Genomic DNA, 20,495 nt, shown 5'->3' on the forward strand with positions numbered 1-20,495 from the left:
AAAATGAAGGCTTTTTTTATATCTTTTGAAATATTATTTCTTAATGATTTTTATTGTTTTTTCTCTGCCTTCAGACTTTACTTTCATCAGATAAACTCCGCTAGAAAGGTTTGATAAATCAATTTCAGATTGCAGATCATTGATTTTCTTGAAGACAACAGATTTTCCAGTTACATCAATAATTTCGACATCATTAATTATAGAATTGTTTTTAATTGTCAATATATCCTGCACAGGATTTGGATAAAACTGGAAAGCAGTCAAATTAAAATCAGGTGCCGAAAGCGAACCATTTACTTTAGCCGTTACAGCAAGACGTTCTTTGCTTTCAATTCCGTTAATAGTTTGCGAAGCATAATAAGTAGTTCCATCAACTAAAACGGTTGTTAGAGGCAAAGGAGTTTCAGCGGTAGATTTGCTTGTTTTACCACTTGAAGAATTTCCGGGAGTGCTGTACCACTTAATGTCTTGCCCGTCAATAACTAAATCTGCCAATGTTTGTCCTGCTTTAAATTCTACTGTCGACTTATTTTGTCCATTTATTGTTGGCGCAATTGGATCAACAACAGCATCCATTATTACAATGCATCCATTTAGATCGGAAGTAATAATGCTATAAGTTCCCGGTGTCAAATTAGAGAAGGTATTGTTTACTGAAAACTGATTTAAATTAGGAGATATTGCATATCTATAGCCTCCACTTCCGCCAGTAGCATTTACCTTAATGGTTTGATTAATAACTTCAGCCGTAGAAATTAATACATTAGGTTCAGTTATAGTAATCGCCATAATAGTAGAACAATCATTAGTATCTTTTACCGCTATTGTATGAGTGCCAGCAGACAGATTAGAAAAGATATTGCTAGTTTGATAAGCGTTTCCATTTAACGAATAGGCATATGGAGCTTTTCCTTCAGAAACTGTAACCTGAATCACAGCATCCTTGCTTCCATTACAATGTATAGGAGAAGTAATGGCCGTAGTAGCGATCAATTGACTTACAGCAGTTAGAGAAGCAGAAAGGGTAAGAATATCTCCTCCTGCATCTTTTACTTTTATCGTATAATTTCCTGCTTGTAAATTTGAAGCGATATTAGATGAACTATAATTAACGCCATTATCAAAAGAATATTGATGAGGATATTTACCTCCCGCAGCATTTACAGTTATGCTTCCTAAACTTGCACAAGTAATAGGTTTTATGATAAGGCTACCAAAAAGAGTTGATGAAGTAATTGTTATTCCTGTTTTATTTGCAAGGCATCCTTTTGCATCAACTACTTCAATTGTATATTTCCCGACTGATAAACCTTCGAAAATAGGGGAGCTTTGAGGAGCAATTAATATAATGCCCGATTCATTTTTAAGCGAATAAAAATAAGGAGCGGTTCCACCCGAAGCAGTAATTGTTATTTTTCCGTCATTACTATTAACAGTTGTACTATTTGTAGCGGTATTTGCTAAAGATAACGGTTCGGGCTGTAATATGGTAATACTTTTTGCTGTAATACAACCATTAACATCCTTTATGTAAAAAATATAACTTCCAGCAGCAAGATTATTAAAAATATTGTTGGTTTGATAAGCACTGCCATTTGATGAGTAAGTATATGGAGAAACTCCTCCAGTTGCAGTAACAGTAACAGTAGCATTTTCGATACAGGTTATTGCTTTTGTAATAGTTGTTGTTGCAATAATAGGTGAGGTAGATGTTAAAGTTATACTGTTTTCTAAATTGACAGTGCCTTTGGCATCTTTTACCCAAACAGTATAAGTTCCTGCTGTTAGATTACTGAAAATATTACTTGTTTGGTAGTTTGTTCCTCCATTGATAGAATATTCATATGGTGACTGACCTCCAGAAGCAGCAACGGAAATTGTACCACTATTAGTTGTGCAATCTATTGGTTTTGTAATAGTAATTTTGGCTTTAAGAGCAGTAGGATCTTCAATAACAAATGAATGTGCAAATCCAAAACAGCCTAAAGAATCATAAACCAGTATCCAATTAGAACCACTGAGGTTAGTAAAAACATTACTGGACTGTAATTCACCATCATTTAGAGAATAAAGATAAGAGCCACTGCCACCTCTTACATCAACAATACTTGCGGTTTTTCCTTCTACAACTAATCGTCCTATCATATTTGCTGGTTCAATTATTGTATAAGGTAAAATGAATATACAATCATTGGCATCTTTGACTTTGATTGTGTAATTTCCTGATGAAACTTGGTCAAAAGTGTTGCTACTCGTATAGATATCATTCTTTAGAGAATATTGATAAGGAGCTCTACCTCCTGAGGCAGTAATAGTTACCGATCCATATTCCGATCTACAAAACACAGTATTCGTTGCACTGGCTGTTAAGGGAACAAGTGGTTCTATGACTAGATTATTTGTAAGTGAAATACAGCTAGCGCCGTCTTTTACCGAAAATTGATATGTTCCTGGACCTAAATCAGTAAAAATATTGCTAGGTGAATATACGCTTCCATTAATAGAATATTCGTAAGCTCCTGTTCCGCCTACAACATTTATTATTACCGTTGCATTGCTTGTACAATCTATTGCTTTTATAAGCGTTGCGGTTGTTGCCGTAATAGGAGTTGGAGCAACTAAGTCAACTGTTGTAGTTGCTTCAACATTTTCAGCATCTTTAACCTTAATTAAATAAGTTCCTTGAAATCCATAATAAGTATTCGAAGCGGTATAAGTAGTTCCGTTATCAAAAGAATAGATGTAAGGAGGTGTTCCGCCTGTTGCATTCATTGTTATACTTCCGGCCGTATTAGTACAGGTAATTTGAGTTGCAGTAGCAGTTACTAAAAGTTGAGGTGGCCCATCAATAATCGAAATCATTTGCATTGCAATACATCCATTGGCATCTTTAACCTGTACGCTGTACGATCCAGTTTGTAAACCGTCAAAAATATTTGAAGATTGAAAAACGTTAGATGGTATTCCGTTACTTGTCAATGCATACTTATATGGAGCGACTCCGCCTGTTGCGTCAACGGTTATTTTTCCATTGTTACCGTTAGTCGACTTTGTAGTGCTTAAATTAATTGCTATAGGATCAGGTTCGCCTATATTAATGAAATAGGAATTTAGGCATCCATTTGCATCTTTCACTGTTACATTATAAACACCTGCGAACAAATTTGTAAAAACATTTGTTGCAACAAAAGTACTATTGTTGATTGAGTACACATAAGGTGCTTTTCCTCCTTGAGCAATTATGTTTATACTACCGTCATTGGATTGGTAACAGCTTATATTTCTTTGGGTTACCGAAATTGTAGGAGAGCTTACGGCTAAAACAGTTAAATTGTTTGAAGTTGCTAAATTGTTGTTAGCATCTTTAACCACAATCGAATAGGTTCCTGCATTTACATTGTTAAAAACATTAGTGGACTGAAAAGTCACTCCTCCATTTATCGAATAAGTGTATGGAGGCGTTCCTCCAGTAGCAGTAGCAGCGATATTCGCATTACTAATACAATCTGCTTCTTTTGTAAGAGCAGCGCTAGCGATTAATGGATTTGCATTTTCAATAGTTATTAAAAAGGCGAAAGATTGACAGCCTTTAGAATCTTTTATATAAACTTGGTGTTGGCCAGGACTCAAATTTGTGAAAACATTATTTGCCTGAAACGAACTTCCGTCTACAGAATATTGGTAAGGCGCAGTTCCAGCCTGTCCATTAATAGTCAAAGTTTGTTTGTCGATTAAAAAATCGGCATAAATTGGCGTTAACGGACTAATTGTTATCGATTTTGTATATAATTTATTATCGTTGTCTTTTACAGTAATAGTATAAGTTCCAGCGACTAGATTAGTAAAAATATTACTTGTCTGAAATGTTGTTCCATTGTTGATAGAATAAACGTAAGGAGTAAATCCGCCAGTTGCTGTAACCGCAATTTCTGCATTGCTTGTACAATCTAGGGGTTTTGTAATTGCAATAGAAGCACTAATTGGACTAGTAATCTCCGCCCAAAAACTGCCCGATTCGCAATTATTAGAATCCTTTACTCTCACCAGATGTGATCCCGTCACAATATTTGTAAAAATATTATTGGTTTGAAAAACACCATTATCTAGCGAATAAAGATATGATCCGCTTCCTCCAGTTACGTTTAGAATTGATATTTTATTTCCGTCAATTACCATGTCTGCATTTACAGCTGTTGGTTCTGTAATTGTATAAGGAAGCGTACTTGCACAGCCTGTATCATCCTTTACTTTAATTATATGATTTCCTGCTTGAAGATTGGCAAAAACTTTGCTGCTAGTGTAAGCCCCATTATTTATGGAATATTGATAAGGTAATCGTCCACCTGTAGCAGTAATTGTTAAAGTCGTTGTTCCACCTTTGCATGATACTGGAGTGTTTGCTGCTGTTATTGTTGGCGGTGGCAATGGAGGCATGACGGTATTAGATATTGTAGCTGAAACACAGCCTCTACTGTCTTTAATTAAAAAAACGTAATTGCCAGTGGCCAAATTATTAAAAACATTACTGTTGGTAAAAGTCTGGCCATTATCGATCGAATAATAAAATGGCGCCTGACCAGAAGTTGCCTGAACAAGAATTGATGCATTGCTACAACTAGTAGCGTTAGTAACTAACGCAACACCTGTTACATTTATAAGTGGTGCAATTGTTATTGCAAATGGATTTGTAACTGAATTTAAAGCATCTTTGGCCTTTATAGTGTAAGTCCCTGCACTTAAATTATTAAAAACGTTAAATGACTGATAGTTAAATCCGTTATCAATTGAATACGTATAAGGTCCTTGACCACCTGTCGCAGTTGCCGTTATTATTCCATTATTGCCATTGCCGGAACAATCTAAATCTTTGGTGATAAATGCAGTTACATTTAAAAAAGGAACAACAGTTGCATTTATTGTTGTGCCACAACCTTCACTATCGCGTACTCTTATAGTATAATTTCCAGGAATTGCATTTGAAAAAACATTACTAGATTGATAATCTACTCCATTTAATGAGTATTGGTAAGGGCCTGTTCCTCCGTTGGCCGTAACAATTATTACGTTTTGGTTCACAATTGAATATGTTGCCACTAAAGCTGTAGGTTCAGGAACAACATAGGTAAGTTTAGTATTTAGGCAAATAGCATTTTGACTTTTTACTTCTATGTTATATGTTCCAGCAGGTAAATTATTGTAATAATCATTTGTTGTAAAAGCGCTTCCGTTTACAGAATAGAGATAAGGTGCATTTCCTCCAGAAGAACTAAGACTTAAAGCTGTAGTCTCGCCTTTACATAAAATTGGTTTATGTGAAGCAGTTACATTTATAGCGGGAAATGTAGTCAGATTAAAATAATTGGAAGTAATAGTGCCATTATTATCAATTCGGCCATAAATTTTTATTGTACCAACAGAGCCTTTGTAAGTTGTTGGATTTACAATTGCATTTGTATTACTTAAAGCATCATTCTCACTTAAAAAATAAGTTACAGTTGTTTCTGCTGGATTTAAATTGCCAATAAAGTCGGTTTTAAGAGAAGTCAGATTAAAAGATGTTCCTTCGCAGACAGAAATAAAGGCAACTTGAGCATAAAAAAGATTGGAAAACAATAAAAGAAAACAAAGTAGAGTTTTTTTCATAGTATTAGATTTGTTAAAATGGCCTAACAAATATAATAATATAAATATTGTTAAAATTACGGTTTCTCGTAAAAAGGGTAAGTTTTAATATTCTATCTTAAATACAAATAATGATTATAATAATCAATAATCGCTTTTCCTTCTAATAAAACATCAGCGCCAATAATGCCGTGGACGGGTTTTGCTTTATGCGACTCCAAAGCTTGATTTACATGTGATAAATCAAAAATAACAATGCTGAAATCTTTGTTTTTCCAACTCCCTAATTGCAATTTATTCTCCGACGAAATTTGAGTTTTCATTCCTGTTCCGCCCGCACCAGATGCTCTTGTTTTTGATTTTTTTGCGGCCAATTCAAAGCGTTCGATAGATTCAAAACTAACACAGGAATTTGATGCTCCAGTATCTAAAATGAAATTTCCAGCAATACCGTTGATTTTTGCTTTTATAGCAAGATGTTGGGTTTTGATAACTTTGAATTTTATTTTTTTATAGCCCTTTTCTCTGAGAACTTCGTGAAGATTTTCCATTTTTGGTATCGATTGATTATCAAAAATAAGCCAATTAAAGCCAATAAACTAATTACATAATAGATATAATTTCCAGATTGATCTTCTTTTGAAATTGACCCATAATAGACAAAAGAACTCCAGTAATAAGGTGATTTCTTGGCATTCGGAATTGATTTGTCTTTTAAGTAATCCAGTTTTGCATTGGCATTTGCTTCAAAATAGGAAGTTTTGTTTTTAATGTTTTTATAAAAATCAGACATAAAAACTGAGGTAGTGAAATCATTTACTTTCCATAAAGAAAACAATAAATTTTGTGCGCCGGCAAACTGAAAACCTCTTGCAACGCTCATTGCGCCTTCGGCTTTATACAATTTTCCAATTCCGGTTTCGCAGGCGCTTAAAACCACTAAATCGGGATCAATATGCAGATTGTACAATTCAGAATACAAAATTTCCTGATCATAAAATTTAATGCTTGCCGGCGTTTCAATATCACCAGACGATGCGTGCATACTCAAATGTAAAATGGAATAATTTGAAGCATTATTTCTGAAATTAGAAAAACTAGCATCTGAATTTTCTAAATATTTTCCTTTAAAATTACTTCTGATAAATTCCAATTCTTTCTTAGAATAACTCAATTCAAAAGCAGTATTTTCAAAAACTGGAAATACGCCTAAAACCGTTTTTTCTGATTTTGAAATCGGTTTTGAGTTCAGATAAATATTTGCCGATGTATTATAAGCAATCTTAAAATCATTCAATAAATAATGCATTTTGGCAAAATTTGTTGTCGAAGATTCTTTGGTAATCAAAGCTTCAAAAGGAAGAAAATTCAAAATTCCGTCTGGAACAATGATGAGGTTTTGATAAACATTATTAGCCGGTAATTTTAATAAATCATAGGCACTTTTCCCATAATAATTATATCCGACAATGTCATTTGTAATGGCATCTGCTGATTTGAAATAATCCAGAAATTTTAAAACTTTTGGAATTGGATTATTAGTAACATCAAAATGATTTAAGATAATTCGGTTATTTTGAATGGTGAAATAGTACAGGTTTTCAACACCCATAAAATAATAGACCATTATCGCTTTGTCATTTTCTAGTTTTGAAAATAAAGTTTTTAAATCGAAATGCTCTGAAATTAAATTTGGATTTTGAGATTGAATTTTCTTTAACGAAAGCATCAATTCATTTTGCTTTTTTATGGCCGAATTAATAGTTGAAATATTCGCCAAATTCCCTTTTTGCTGTTCTTTTAAAATTGAATTATTAGCATTTTGAAATTCCTGCAAAAGATGCTTTTCTTCTGCAAAGGCTTTTTTTATATTTGAAAGATGGCTCTTCAAAATCCCTGATTTTGTTTTTTCTGCCAATTGAAAAGCGTCTTCTAAATATTCAATTTTGTTTTCCTTTTTATACAATCGATCATAAATCAAGATGCATTTTTCAGTACGATTTCTGGCACGGACTTGTGAAATGATTTTGGAGTTTTCATACACTAAACCGTTCATTAATAAATCTTCAATATGAAAAGAGAGTTTATAGGCTTCAAGTGCTTTTTTTAGTTGATTTTGATGTGTAAAAATTGCAGCCTGTAAATCTAATATATCCATTAAAACGGTTTCTGAATATAATTGATTTTCGTTTGGGAAGATGTTTTTTTCAGTATAATTTGGAATTAAAATTTTAAAAGCTGCCGTCGTTTGCTTTGTGCTTTCCACATACTTTTTTTCATCACAAAGGAGTAATGCTTTTTCATAGTACAGTTTTGCCGTTTTTCGTGGTTGCTGATTTGGGATTTTCAGAAAGAGTTCTGTTGCTTTTTCCAAATAAGAATCGGCAATTTTAAATCGGTGTGTCTGCCTGCTCACGTTTGCAAGATTTCGATAAGAATTAGATAAATTCTCGATATGATCTTGGTCGTTTTCTAAATAGGTAATGGCTGATTTGAATGCATTTTCGGCTTTTTTGTAAAGTTGCTGCGTCATCATATTTCCTTTAAAACCCAGCAGATAATTATTTCCTAAATTATTCAATAAAATCCCTTTCTCCGAATGCGATAATTTCTCTGTTTTTAGAGTGTTTTCCAAAAGTTCAATTGCTACCATGATTCTGCCTGTATTTTGATAAACATTTGATAAATTCAGAATCGCCGCAAACTTTTGCTTTTCTGCGTCAGGATAATTTTTAGACGTATTCGCAATAAAAAAATACTGTTTTATAGTATTTTCGGCACTATCATAATCGCCCAAAACGGTATATAAATTTCCCAAAGGTTTCAAACAAAATTCAACTATATCATATTGGGAAAGTTTCTGTTTCTGATAAATCTGCCAAGCTTTTTCATAACTCGAAATCGCGTTTTGAGTTTGCCCAAATTGATTTTCATAATACGCCTTATTGCAGTTTAAAACCACAATTGCTAGTAATTCATCTTTGGTTTTTGGTTTCGGATTTTTCCAAAAATCACTTTCTATAGTGTTTAAATTTTGTAACGCTTTCGCGGAAGGATGAGCCACAAAACTATCAATTGCAGTATAAATTTTATCTTCCTGATGCTGTCCAAAAACATTCAGATTTATAAAAAGGAATATTAAACCATATATGTTATATAAGTTCATATTGATTTGTTGCGTATAGTTTTAAAGTTAAATCATTATAAGCAATATAAGCTTACTTGAACTTGTTTTTAGGAGAGAAAACAAAACTCCAGCTTTTTAATATGAACTTATATCACTTATATGGTGAAAAAGCTAAAACTTCCATATTCCATAAAGCTGAATATAATTGAAATTCTGTTCAAAATTAATCACATAACGTGCGCCTAAACTCGGCCCAATTCTCGCAAAACCAGCCGTTAAATCAAATAAGAGTCCCGTTTTAAAATCAGTAAAAGAATTTTTTACAGTATTTTGAGTTGTTTTGGAATCAATTAAAAAATTTCCTTTATCACCTTCATAAAGATCTACCTGAATATTCTGATTTTGTTCCGAAGAAACATTGACATTTACCTGAACTCCCGCACCAACGCCAATATAATTATTAATGTTATAGCGAATCAAAAGTGGAATTTCCCAATTGATATTTTTGTTTTCGGTTGTCGTTGTAGTGCGTTGTAATTGTCGTACTCCATTTGGATTTGTTAAAAATTCCTCTTCAACTTTAACCTCGCTGTTGTATTGGTTTAATGCATTTAGCCATTCGGCCTGCCAATAAAAGCGATACGATTTAAATGGCGAAATAGTGGCTCCAACAAAATAACTTGTCGATTTGTCAAGATCAGGATAGATATTGTAACCCGCTTTTGCACCAATCGAAATTCCCGGAAGAAATCGGGTAGTAGCGTAGTTTGTAATTATAGGTTCGTTTTTGTCAAAAATAATCGCCGTTCGGCTTTTGGTTTTTACTTTATGAAAATCTTCAGCAAACTTCATCGAATATTTTACAAAACCTTTTGTAGAATCTTTTTCCTGAACATTTTTCTGTTCGCTTCCTGGCAAATAAATGTTTTTGAAAGTAAAAATAATCTGTTTTTGTTTGATAATCGTGTCGAGACAACTAACGGTTGGTTCTTCGTCTTTTGGGCAAATCGGGCATTCCGGATACATGCTTTCAATCTGAAATGTTTTTTTGTCAAACATATCAGGAACATCCGTTTCTAACCGAATTTTTCGTGCCGGACCTTCACCATTATTTTGAAAACGGGTTTTAAAATTCACTCTTTTAAAACGCACCAATCTGTAATTCATAAAACTTCCGTTCGATCCCATTTTATTTGGATCGTGAGAAGTCACAATTTCCATTTCAAGGTTTTTGATTTTATGGTTTTTATAACTTCGATTCGGAACAAAAATCCCACGCATGGTAACCGTTGCGCTGGTGTCCTTAATCATTTCGGGAGTAGTTTTAAACGTATAAAAAACATTACGAGTTTCCCCCGGATTAGCCTGGTCAAATTCTAAAATAGATACATTATGATACGTTTTATTAGCCTCTGAAAGCGATGCATCAAGATCTTCTTCGGTTGTTGTATTTCGGTATTTTTTAGGTTTGAAATTCCCTTCGGTGGAAGCCAAAAAATTATTCGAATCGTCAAGATCTTCGGCAGAAGCCACAAGATTTTCCTTTACTTCACGTTCGTTTGCATAGGTTCTAAAATCAGTCAATTCGAAATTATTGTTCTTGAATTGTTTCTCATTAAAGAACAAATACAGTTTGCCGCTTGAAACGTATTTTTCCAAATTTTGATAACTTACTACAACTATCATTTCCTGATCTGGAATAGGATCACAGTTCTTAATAATGGCAAAACCATTTTGATCCGCAATTGATGCAATGTCTTTATAATTGTTGTCAGTAATATCATTTACAACCACTTTTTTAGGACGTGTTGCCGGAGGTTTTCCATTGTCGTAATTGTTAGTCACAGCAAGGCGCGTGGTAAAAGTTCCTTTGTTTTTATAAACATGTTTAGGCTCCGCTTCTTTGCTGTAATGACCGTCGCCGAGTTCCCATAAATACGAATAACTAGGTTTTGGCGCACCCGCAATTGGAATCAAAGGGGGTGTTTCAGGTTTATAATTGACGGCATTTCCATTTTGGATAAAACCAATATTGGCTCTTCGGGTTATGGTGTCTTTTACTTTGGTTTGTCCTATTGAAAAAATAGAAAATAGAAGAAAGAAAATAGACAGTTGTGGTTTCATAACTAGATAGTTTTGGGTTCTAAAATCTTAGTAATCAATTTTAAAACAGGATTAAATGTAAAAAAAAGTGATGAGCAAATCACCACTTTTTCTTAAAAAAGCATTTCTAAGTTATTGGATCGCATTAATTGCTGCGACCAATTGCGCTTCGGTACCAAGAGTAGTTTCGGCAAGCGTAAAAGTGTAAACGTCATTGGCGGCAACGGTTACAGCTTTAATCGCATAACGCCATTGACCACTGTCTTCGGTAACAAAAATCACGTGACATTTAAGACCAATCGGGATTTGGCCATAATGTTCAGTAAATAATCCGGCTGCTGTATAAGTGTCTAACTTTGCAAGAGCATTTGTTCCTTCGCCGTCATAGGATAAATAAATTGCACTGTTGTTATTGTCATAACCATCAGGAGCATCAGCAAGAATAGTAGTTTTTGGTCTTGGGTCACTGTAAAAACGGTCCACATTTGTCCATCCAAAGTTTCCAAAAGTTACATAATAATTTGTTCCTTCGCCTTGAACACCACCTTTTCCGTTTGCGCCGTTTGCATCAGCTTTTGCTTCTCTCCAAGCCAATTCTCCTTTGTCATCAATTACGCCAGTCCATAACGTCATAGCATTGTCTACGCCGTCTGTAAGCGTCGCAGGCACAATCATACTCATCGAGCAAGAAGTCTGAAGTTCAACACCGCCTTGAGTCGCTTTGATGAAGAATTCTCCACCAGAAATTAATAAGTTTTTCTTTCCGTCTGCTGTAATTCCCATTGTTGGTTTGTTGGTAATCAGCATATTTCCTTTGTCAAAAAGCTCGATGTATTCAATATCAATTTGTCCTGTCACAGCATTTCCGTTTTTGGTCAAACAGTTTCCGTTAATGTTTAGTTTAACTCCTTTTGCCGATGTTACTGTTATCATTCCGGTTCCGGCTGTTACAGTAAATTTTTGGGTATTTCCTTTAACTCCTTTTTCACTAATGCTTTTAAAAGCTGCCGCTGTTGGCGGTGTAATTTTAATATCGTCTCCATCGCTGTTGTCGCAACTTACTAAAGAGATTAATAATAAAAATAATAGACTGATAGTTTTAAATTTTTTGTTCATGATTTCTAGTTTTTATAAATCTGTCTTGATTGTTTTCAAGTGGTTTTCAGATTCTGGTTGTTATTTATATTCTTAAATCAATTTGGGTTTGATTTTGTTACCCTTGTTTTCAAAATATTTTTTCAGGCTTGTATAACACTATATCAATTCGCTTAAAAATTTGTTACCCCTATTTTTGATTTTTTTATTTAGGCCGATAAACATTTGTCTTCAAAAAGATTTCCATCTTCATCTACGGCGACTAAAATGCTTTTCTTTCGCGAAAGCGTAACAATCAAATACAGCCAGACAATCGACCAAAGCCCAAATGTGAGGCAGGTAAGAAAGAGATGAAAAAAATGGTTGATGGCTTTTTTTTCTTTGGATAAAACCACATACGGCAATTTTTCGTTGTGTTCGACAATTACAAAACCATTTCGTTTTTTGACCGAAATCATTTCGTAAAATTGCTCCAGACTTTTTTCTTTAGTAAATTGATACGTTTCCATTCCTTTTAATTTTTTTAGTTTAAAAGTGTATTACAGTTTTATATCAAATTGATTTTGTAATTGTTACCCTGATAGTTAAATTATTTGAGATTCTTTTTTAACTTTAACTAATCAAAAGTTTTTTTATGGAGAAAATTAAAATACATCATGACCAAATGTATATTGACGGACTTGCAGCAAATGATTCGGCGATTATTGAATCTATTTACAAAAAGTTCGTTCCCAAAGTTGTTTTTTTTGTCTTGAATAATTCAGGCGATAGAGAGCAGGCGCAGGATATTGTTCAAGAAGTCATGATATTGCTTTACAATCAGGCAAAAGCAGGAACATTAAAATTGACTTGCCCTTTTGATGCCTACTTTTTTTTATTGTGCAAAAGAAAATGGCTTAACGAATTCAAAAAAATATCAAATAAAGGGGTAACAATTCATGAAGACGTGGTATCTATAAATGAATCTGCATTAGAATTAATTGCTCAGACTGAAGAATTTGATGAAAAACAGAAACTTTTTGACACTATGTTTCAAAAATTGGGAGACAAATGCCAAGAGCTGCTAAAACTCAGTTTTTCTGTTAAATCGATGGAAGAAGTTGCTGGAAAACTAAATGTAACTTACGGTTATGTGCGCAAAAAAAAATCGTTATGCATTGGTCAGTTAACGCAGTGGATTCAAGAAGCCAAAAATTTTAATTCTCTAAAAAAATAATTAGTCATGAACGAAGAACGCTATATATTATTTGATCAATATCTGGAAGGCGAACTGACTGCTGAACAAAAAAATGACTTTGAAAAGCAATTGAAAGATGATGTTCAATTTGCTTCAGAATTTGAAACTTTTAAATCAGTGCAACTTCAATTGCAAAATAAATTTGGATTTGAAGAAGAAAGAGAAGCATTCAAAGAAAATCTAAATCAAATCTCCGAAGAATATTTCAACAAAAAGCCAAAAGTTATTGGCCTTAAACCTTGGTATCTTGCCGTTGCAGCCTCGGTTGCCGTAATGTTTGGATTATTCTTTTTTAATTACAATCAGAATCCAGTTTTCGCCGATTATAATCATCCTGAACAAGCTTCATTTGCTGAAAGAGGAAGCGAAGACGGTCCTTTAAAAAATGCTGAGAAAGAGTTTAATGCCAAAAGATATTCATTGGCAATTCCGTTTTTTGAAGAAGTTTTGGCAAAAGGAAAAACACCAGAAATTCAATATTATTATGGAGTTTCTCTTTTAGAAGAAAGCCATTATTTAAAAGCCGAAGCTGTTTTTAATGAAGTGAAAGCAGGCAATTCGGTTTATAAAGAAAAAGCGATTTGGTATCTCGCGTTATCAAAATTGAAACAAAGAGATTACGAATCATGTAAAGAAATATTGCAGACAATTTCGCAGGATTATGAAGATTATGATGAAGTGCAACTGCTTCTGGATGAATTGGATTAATTTCAATTATTAAGAAAATTTTTATCCATTTACGTAAAACCGTAACCGAGTTTAGAATTTTAGTTCTAAATTCGGTTTTCTTTTTTAAAGAAATAGCCCCAAAAACTATTTATTTTAACCTAAACCAAAAATGAAAAAAATTACTTTAGTAGTACTTCTTATTTTTTCTCAAACCATTTTTAGCTCCACAAAAATCACAGAAACCGAAAAACTTGCAGCAACCTGCAAAGTTTGGGGATTTTTGAAATATTATCATCCAGTTGTTGCAGGCGGTAAAACAAATTGGGACGAACAGCTTTTAGAAAAACTTCCTAAAATAGAAAAGGCACAAACCAAAGAAGAGTTCTCATTGATTCTTGAGAACTGGATTGATGACCTTGGTCCTGTAAAAGAAATTGCGCCAATTCCCGAACCAAAAGACAAGAAGTTTTTTGATAAAAACTTCGATTTGTCTTGGATCAATAATGATAAAGTGTTTTCAAAAAAACTTTCGAAGAAATTAAAGTTCATTGAAGAAAACAGGTTTCAAACAACTGAAGAAATTGGCCCGGGATATAATCCTCTAAAAAATGGAGATTATTTTAATCTTAAGTTTGACAATAAAGACTCAAGAATATTATGGCTGTTTATGTATTGGAATTTGATCGAATATCGTTTTCCATATAAATATGTAATGGATCAGAAATGGAATGTTACTTTAGATAAAACGCTTCCTCTCGTTCTTGATGTAAAAAACGAAGGTGAGTTTTACGAAGTTGTAAGGAAAATGTCATCAAAGTTGGATGATAGTCACGTTGAATTTTTTATTTATAATAATAAAAAATATGAAGGAGACGGAAAGTTTTTTCCGGCAAGATGCAAAATAATTGAGGACAAAATAGTTGTTACTGAAATCTTAGCGGACAGTCTTGCACAAGCAGATGATATAAAAGTGGGAGATGTAATAACCAAAATAAATGATAAAACAGTAAAAGAGTTAATTACAGAATACAGGGATTTGTTTTGTGCGTCTAATGAGTCTTTTTATTTAAAGAAGGTACTTAGGGAAATTTTGGTTTCTACTTCAGACAATGTAAATGTTGAGTTTTTAAAAGAGGGGAAGTACACAACAAAAGCGATGGTTTGGCATGATTTTCATGATTCACATCGCAATGAATTTAAAAAAGGAGCAAAGAAAAAGAAAGAAAAATTTAAGCTTTTAGACAACAATATCGGATATGTCGATATGGAAATACTAAAATCCGCAAATGTTCCTAGTATGATTGAAGCATTAAAATCTACTAAAGCGATTGTTTTTGATTTAAGAAATTACCCTAAGGGAACGTATGCAGAAATAGCCAAATTTTTAAATGCGGAACAAAAAACTTTTGCAATTTATACGTATCCTGATTTTAGTTATCCAGGAAGATTTTATTGGACAAAAGGATCAGTGTGCGGTTCTGAAAATAAGGAAAATTACAAAGGGAAAGTTATTGTTTTGCTAAATGAAGATTCCTTAAGTCAGTCAGAGTGGACTGCAATGTGTTTCCAAACGGCAGGTAATACAACAATTATTGGCAGTCAAACTGCTGGTGCAGATGGAAATGTAACAGAATTAGATTTTAAAGCATTTCATACAAGATATTCAGGAATTGGAGTTTATTATCCAGATGGAAGAGAAACACAAAGAATTGGAATCGTACCAGATATTGAGGTGAAACCAACAATAAAAGGAATTCAAGAAGGAAAAGATGAGGTTTTAGACCGCGCTTTGGTTTTTATTGAAACAGGAAAGTAAAAATTATTTTTCGTCCTGAAGAACGAGGGATCGCACTAGGTGATCGTAAGAAAAAATGGGGGTTTTCTCTGCGAAGCTTCTTGTGAGGTCCTTCGTTCATCAGGATGATAAATTAAAAAAATAAAAGGGAAAACCTTTGTCAAAGTTTTAAACTTTGACAAAGGTTTTCCCTTTTTAAGAAAAAAAATCCGTTTTCATCCGTGTTTTCACGAAGTGAATCCGTGTCATCCGTGTGCCAATTCCCTTCAAAATTGCTATTCTTTTAATATTGTCGTAATTTTGACATCTTTAAAAATTAGACAATTGAATGCAGCACCCATAATTACCGATACACACACTCATTTATATTCAGAAGAATTTGATCAAGATCGTGACCAAATGATTCAGCGCGCTATTGATGCCGGAATCACGCGATTTTTTATTCCCGCAATCGATGCAGCGGCAACGCAGTCTATGTACGATTTAGAGAAAAATTATCCCGAAAATATCTTTTTAATGATGGGCTTGCATCCAACTTATGTAAAAGATAATTATCTGGAAGAATTGGCGCATGTAGAAACCGAATTATCAAAACGAAAATTCTATGCAGTTGGAGAAATCGGGATTGATTTATATTGGGATAAAACCCATTTAAAAGAACAACAAATTGCTTTTAAAAGACAAATTCAACTGGCAAAACAATACAAACTTCCTATTGTAATTCACTGCCGAGAAGCCTTCGACGAAATCTTTGAAGTTTTGGAAGAAGAAAAATCTGAAGATTTATTTGGGATTTTCCATTGTTTTTCCGGAACTTTAGAACAAGCAGAGCGTGCGATTTCTTACAAAATGAAGCTTGGAATAGGTGGAGTTGTCACTTTTAAGAACGGAAAAATAGATCAGTTTTTAAACCAAATCGATTTAAAACATATTGTATTAGAGACCGATTCGCCTTATTTAGCGCCAATTCCGTATAGAGGAAAACGAAATGAAAGCAGTTATTTGATTAATGTTATTGCTAAATTAAGCGACATTTACGGAGTTTCTGAAGAAGAAATTGCAGCAATTACAACACAAAATTCAAAGGACGTTTTTGGGATTTAACCCAAGCCTTACAAAAGTTTGATTTTTTTTTTGTTCTTTTGCCCACTTAAACCCAAATAAATAATGCAGAGATTTGATGCCATTCGACCGTTTTATGATTCCGAAATAAATGAAGCCCTTCATGATGTAGTAAATCATCCTATGATGAAAACCATGATGAACTTTACTTTTCCGGAAGTAGAAGATGAGGTTTGGAAGGATCAATTGAGAAAAACACATTCGATTCGTGATTTTCAATGTAATTTTATTTACAATACAATCCAAAAAGTTTTAGAAAAAAGCTCTGAAGGTCTAACGACTTCAGGTTTTGAAAAACTGGAACCAAATACTTCTTATCTATTTATCTCGAATCACAGAGATATTCTTTTAGACACTACTTTGTTGAATGTTTGCTTATTCGAACATGGTTTGGTAATGACGGCATCGGCAATTGGTGATAATTTGGTTAAAAAAGCGTTCTTGGCAACTTTAGCAAAATTGAACAGAAACTTTTTGGTTTTAAGAGGATTAACGCCTCGTGAAATGCTTCAAAGTTCTAAGTTGCTTGCTGAATATATGGGGCAATTATTGCTTCGCGAAAATCGTTCGGTTTGGATTGCTCAGAGAGAAGGAAGAACAAAAGATGGAAATGACGAAACCAATCCAGGCGTTTTAAAAATGATTGGAATGGGATCAGACGAACCTAATTTGATGGATTATTTCAAAAAATTAAAAATCGTTCCAGTTTCTATTTCTTATGAATATGATCCGACAGATGTTTTGAAAATGCCACAATTAATGGCAGAAGCAAACAACGAGGTTTATGTTAAAGATAAAAACGAAGATTTCATGACCATTTTGAGTGGTATCATGGGAACTAAAAAAAGAATACATATTTCTGTTGGAGATGTTCTTGATACAGAAATTGATCAAATTGTGGCCGAAAATGACAATGGAAACAAACAAGTTCAGGCTTTGGCACAAACAATTGATGATGTCATTTTGAAAAACTATCAATTATGGCCAACTAACTTTATTGCGTACGATATTTTAAACGAAACCGACAGATTTGCCGACAAGTATAAAGAAAGCGAAAAATCACTTTTTGAGCGTCGTTTAGAAATGAGAATTGGCAGTGATAATCCGGTTACAAGACAAGGATTTTTATCAATGTACGCGAATCCGGTTGTCAATAAATTGAAATACCAAGATGTCATCTAAAGCTAAAATACTTTTAATTTATACCGGAGGAACCATCGGTATGAGCAAAGATTTTGAAACAGGCGCGCTTAAAGCGTTCAATTTTGGAAAACTACTTCAAAAAATTCCTGAAATCAAACAATTGGATTGTGAAATCGAAACGGTTTCATTTGAACATCCAATTGACTCTTCAAATATGAATCCTGAAATGTGGACCAAAATTGCCACAATTATTGAGGATAATTATGCAAAATATGACGGATTTGTAGTGCTTCACGGCTCAGATACGATGTCATATTCGGCTTCGGCATTGAGTTTTATGCTGGAGAATTTAGCGAAACCAGTTGTGTTTACAGGATCGCAGTTGCCAATTGGTGATTTGCGTACCGATGCAAAAGAAAACTTGATTACGGCTATTCAAATCGCTTCTCTTCAGGAAAACGGAAAACCGGTTATCAAAGAAGTTTGCCTCTATTTTGAATACAAATTGTACCGAGGAAACCGAACTTCAAAAGTAAATGCAGAACATTTTAGAGCTTTTACAGCGCCAAATTATCCTGAATTGGTAGAATCTGGCGTTCATTTAAAATTAAACAAGCATTTATTTCTTCCAATAAAAACAGATGCTAAACTGATTGTCCACAAAAAATTAGACAATCACGTAGCGATTATAAAAATGTTTCCGGGTATGAGTGAAGCTGTTTTGGCTTCGATTTTAGCAACTCAAGGTTTGCGAGGAATTGTCCTAGAAACTTATGGTTCTGGAAATGCTCCAACCGAAGATTGGTTTTTGAAATTAATTGAAAAAGCAATCAAGTCCGGAATGCACATTGTTAACGTAACACAATGTTCTGGCGGAAGCGTAAACATGGGACAATACGAAACCAGTACAGCATTAAAATCGCTAGGCGTTATTTCAGGAAAAGACATTACTACTGAAGCCGCAATTACAAAATTGATGTATTTGCTTGGACATAATATTCCACAAAAGGAGTTTAAAGATATTTTTGAAACGGCACTTCGCGGTGAGATTTCACTGTAAGAGTTTCACCATATAAGTGATATAAGTTCATTTAATTAAGCTTTTTTGTCATTTCGACCGAAGGGAGAAATCACACTAGAAACTCGACAAAGAATTGTTTTTAAGCAAAGTTTGTCATTTCGACGAAGGAGAAATCTTCGCAAGTAACTCCGTTCCTAAAGACATCAGTCTTTGTAGAGTTTCTAACGAAGATTTCTCCTTCGTCGAAATGACAAGATTGTGCACAGTTGGAATTTGTAATTTTAATTTTTCGAATTTCTATACTGAACCGGACAAGTTTCTAATTCTTCAGAAGTACTGCGATTTTTATAATAAACATAAACAATCACCGAAACAATACAAATAATTCCCTGAATCGCAACCGTATTTCTAGTTCCGATAATGTGAGAAACATACCCAATAAGTAAACTTCCTACAGGAATCATTCCCTGATACGCCATCAAATAATAACTGATGCTTCTGGAACGCATATTTACAGAACTCTGTGTTTGAACATAAATATTTATAGCAGAGGTTTGCGCCATCATTCCTACGCCGCTCAGCGCCATGCAAATAAGTGCGATAGTCAAACTATTTGAGTAAGCAAGTATAATAATGCTAAAACCTAATAATAAGCTCGCAGCGATCATTATTTTGTTCATGTTGTCAGCTCTTTTTAGATTAGCGAGATAAATTGCCGATACAATAGAACCAATTCCGGCAGCACTTTCAAACCAGCTAAAAGTCTGTGCGTTGCCGCTAAAAATATCTTTGGCAAAAACCGGCATCAAAGTGTTGAAAGAAATTACAAATAAACTGCTGCACATTAGCATTAAAAGCATTTTTGCCATTTCGGTTTCTTTTTTGACATAATCTAAACCTTCAAGAAAATCATCAAGCATTTTAAATTTATCTTCTGCTTTAATGTGTGGTGTGATTTTCATCATAAAAAGCGAAATCAAAACCGGAATATAGCTTAGGAAATTTCCAATGAAACAAATGTCTTCGCCATAATTGTGCAAAATAATTCCGGCAAGCGCTGGACCGGCAATTCGGGCGAAATTATTCAAAGTTGAATTTAGAGCGACGGCGTTTGGCAAATCTTCTTTATCATTAACAATGTCAATCATCATGGTTTGTCGGCAAGTCATGTCAAATGAATTTATAATTCCTTGAAAAAGACTTAAAGCTAAAATAAAATTGATGTTATAAATTTTTAGATACAGCAACAAAGCCAAAAGTCCGGCCTGAAGCATGGCTAAAGATTGCAATAAAATCATGCTTTTGTGACGGTCATATCTTCCAATAATACTTCCGGCCAAAGGCGCGAGAAACAAAGACGGAATCATGCTTAAAAATGTAGCGAGACCTAATAAAAACACCGAACCTGTAATGCTGTAAACCATCCAGCTTACCGCAGTTTTCTGCAACCAAGTTCCGATAACAGAAACAGATTGTCCATAAAAAAACAGTTTGAAATTTTTAGATTTTAATGCTTTAAACATGACTTGAAATATTTAATACAAAGGTCGGGATTATGATT

13 protein-coding genes are annotated in these 20,495 nt (G+C 33.8%); 6 read left to right on the top strand and 7 right to left on the bottom strand.

The window, feature by feature from the left end; all coding sequences use genetic code 11:
* Nucleotides 1-33: 33 nt before the first annotated feature.
* From RB619_RS06130 to RB619_RS06155, 6 genes are all read right to left on the bottom strand, one after another.
* Nucleotides 34-5,643, bottom strand: coding sequence for a T9SS type A sorting domain-containing protein (locus tag RB619_RS06130; protein ID WP_308095428.1), 5,610 nt, complete (start codon nt 5,641-5,643; stop codon nt 34-36).
* Nucleotides 5,644-5,735: 92 nt separating this feature from the next.
* Nucleotides 5,736-6,173 carry a retropepsin-like aspartic protease gene (locus tag RB619_RS06135; RefSeq protein ID WP_308095430.1) on the bottom strand — a complete coding sequence of 146 codons (438 nt, stop codon included), beginning with the start codon at nt 6,171-6,173 and terminating at the stop codon, nt 5,736-5,738.
* A complete protein-coding gene (locus RB619_RS06140; protein WP_308095433.1) occupies nt 6,125-8,788 on the bottom strand; it encodes a CHAT domain-containing protein in 2,664 nt (887 codons plus the stop codon). The genes RB619_RS06135 and RB619_RS06140 overlap by 49 nt, the downstream gene beginning before the upstream one ends.
* 132 nt (nt 8,789-8,920) lie before the next feature.
* On the bottom strand, nt 8,921-10,873 hold the full coding sequence (locus RB619_RS06145) for a PKD domain-containing protein (RefSeq protein WP_308095435.1): 1,953 nt from the start codon (nt 10,871-10,873) through the stop codon (nt 8,921-8,923).
* A gap of 111 nt (nt 10,874-10,984) precedes the next feature.
* The gene (locus RB619_RS06150; RefSeq protein WP_308095438.1) at nt 10,985-11,968 is read right to left on the bottom strand and encodes a hypothetical protein; all 984 of its coding nucleotides are present in this window, start codon (nt 11,966-11,968) and stop codon (nt 10,985-10,987) included.
* Nucleotides 11,969-12,156: 188 nt separating this feature from the next.
* Nucleotides 12,157-12,456 carry a hypothetical protein gene (locus tag RB619_RS06155; RefSeq protein ID WP_308095441.1) on the bottom strand — a complete coding sequence of 100 codons (300 nt, stop codon included), beginning with the start codon at nt 12,454-12,456 and terminating at the stop codon, nt 12,157-12,159.
* A 125-nt stretch (nt 12,457-12,581) separates the two neighbouring features.
* Here RB619_RS06155 and RB619_RS06160 point away from each other — a divergent pair, with 125 nt between their 5' ends.
* The 6 genes from RB619_RS06160 to RB619_RS06185 all read left to right on the top strand — a co-directional run bounded on the left by RB619_RS06160 (nt 12,582) and on the right by RB619_RS06185 (nt 18,973).
* The gene (locus tag RB619_RS06160) at nt 12,582-13,163 is read left to right on the top strand and encodes a sigma-70 family RNA polymerase sigma factor (protein WP_308095443.1); all 582 of its coding nucleotides are present in this window, start codon (nt 12,582-12,584) and stop codon (nt 13,161-13,163) included.
* A 6-nt stretch (nt 13,164-13,169) separates the two neighbouring features.
* Entirely contained in the window at nt 13,170-13,892 is a 723-nt protein-coding gene (locus tag RB619_RS06165) for a tetratricopeptide repeat protein (protein ID WP_308095444.1), read from the top strand.
* Between the two features lie 130 nt (nt 13,893-14,022).
* The gene (locus RB619_RS06170; RefSeq protein WP_308095447.1) at nt 14,023-15,669 is read left to right on the top strand and encodes a S41 family peptidase; all 1,647 of its coding nucleotides are present in this window, start codon (nt 14,023-14,025) and stop codon (nt 15,667-15,669) included.
* Nucleotides 15,670-15,972: 303 nt separating this feature from the next.
* Nucleotides 15,973-16,752: a TatD family hydrolase gene (locus RB619_RS06175; protein ID WP_308095449.1), complete on the top strand. Its 780-nt coding sequence runs from the start codon at nt 15,973-15,975 to the stop codon at nt 16,750-16,752.
* A 63-nt stretch (nt 16,753-16,815) separates the two neighbouring features.
* Entirely contained in the window at nt 16,816-17,952 is a 1,137-nt protein-coding gene (locus tag RB619_RS06180; RefSeq protein WP_308095451.1) for a 1-acyl-sn-glycerol-3-phosphate acyltransferase, read from the top strand.
* Nucleotides 17,942-18,973, top strand: coding sequence for an asparaginase (locus RB619_RS06185; RefSeq protein WP_308095454.1), 1,032 nt, complete (start codon nt 17,942-17,944; stop codon nt 18,971-18,973). Before RB619_RS06180 ends, RB619_RS06185 begins: the two co-directional genes overlap by 11 nt.
* A 242-nt stretch (nt 18,974-19,215) precedes the next feature.
* Here the strand turns inward: RB619_RS06185 and RB619_RS06190 are convergent, their stop codons facing one another.
* On the bottom strand, nt 19,216-20,457 hold the full coding sequence (locus tag RB619_RS06190) for an MFS transporter (RefSeq protein WP_308095456.1): 1,242 nt from the start codon (nt 20,455-20,457) through the stop codon (nt 19,216-19,218).
* Between the last annotated feature and the right edge of the window lie 38 nt (nt 20,458-20,495).

The sequence above is a fragment of the Flavobacterium sp. LHD-80 genome (assembly GCF_030929605.1).
GTDB lineage: Bacteria > Bacteroidota > Bacteroidia > Flavobacteriales > Flavobacteriaceae > Flavobacterium.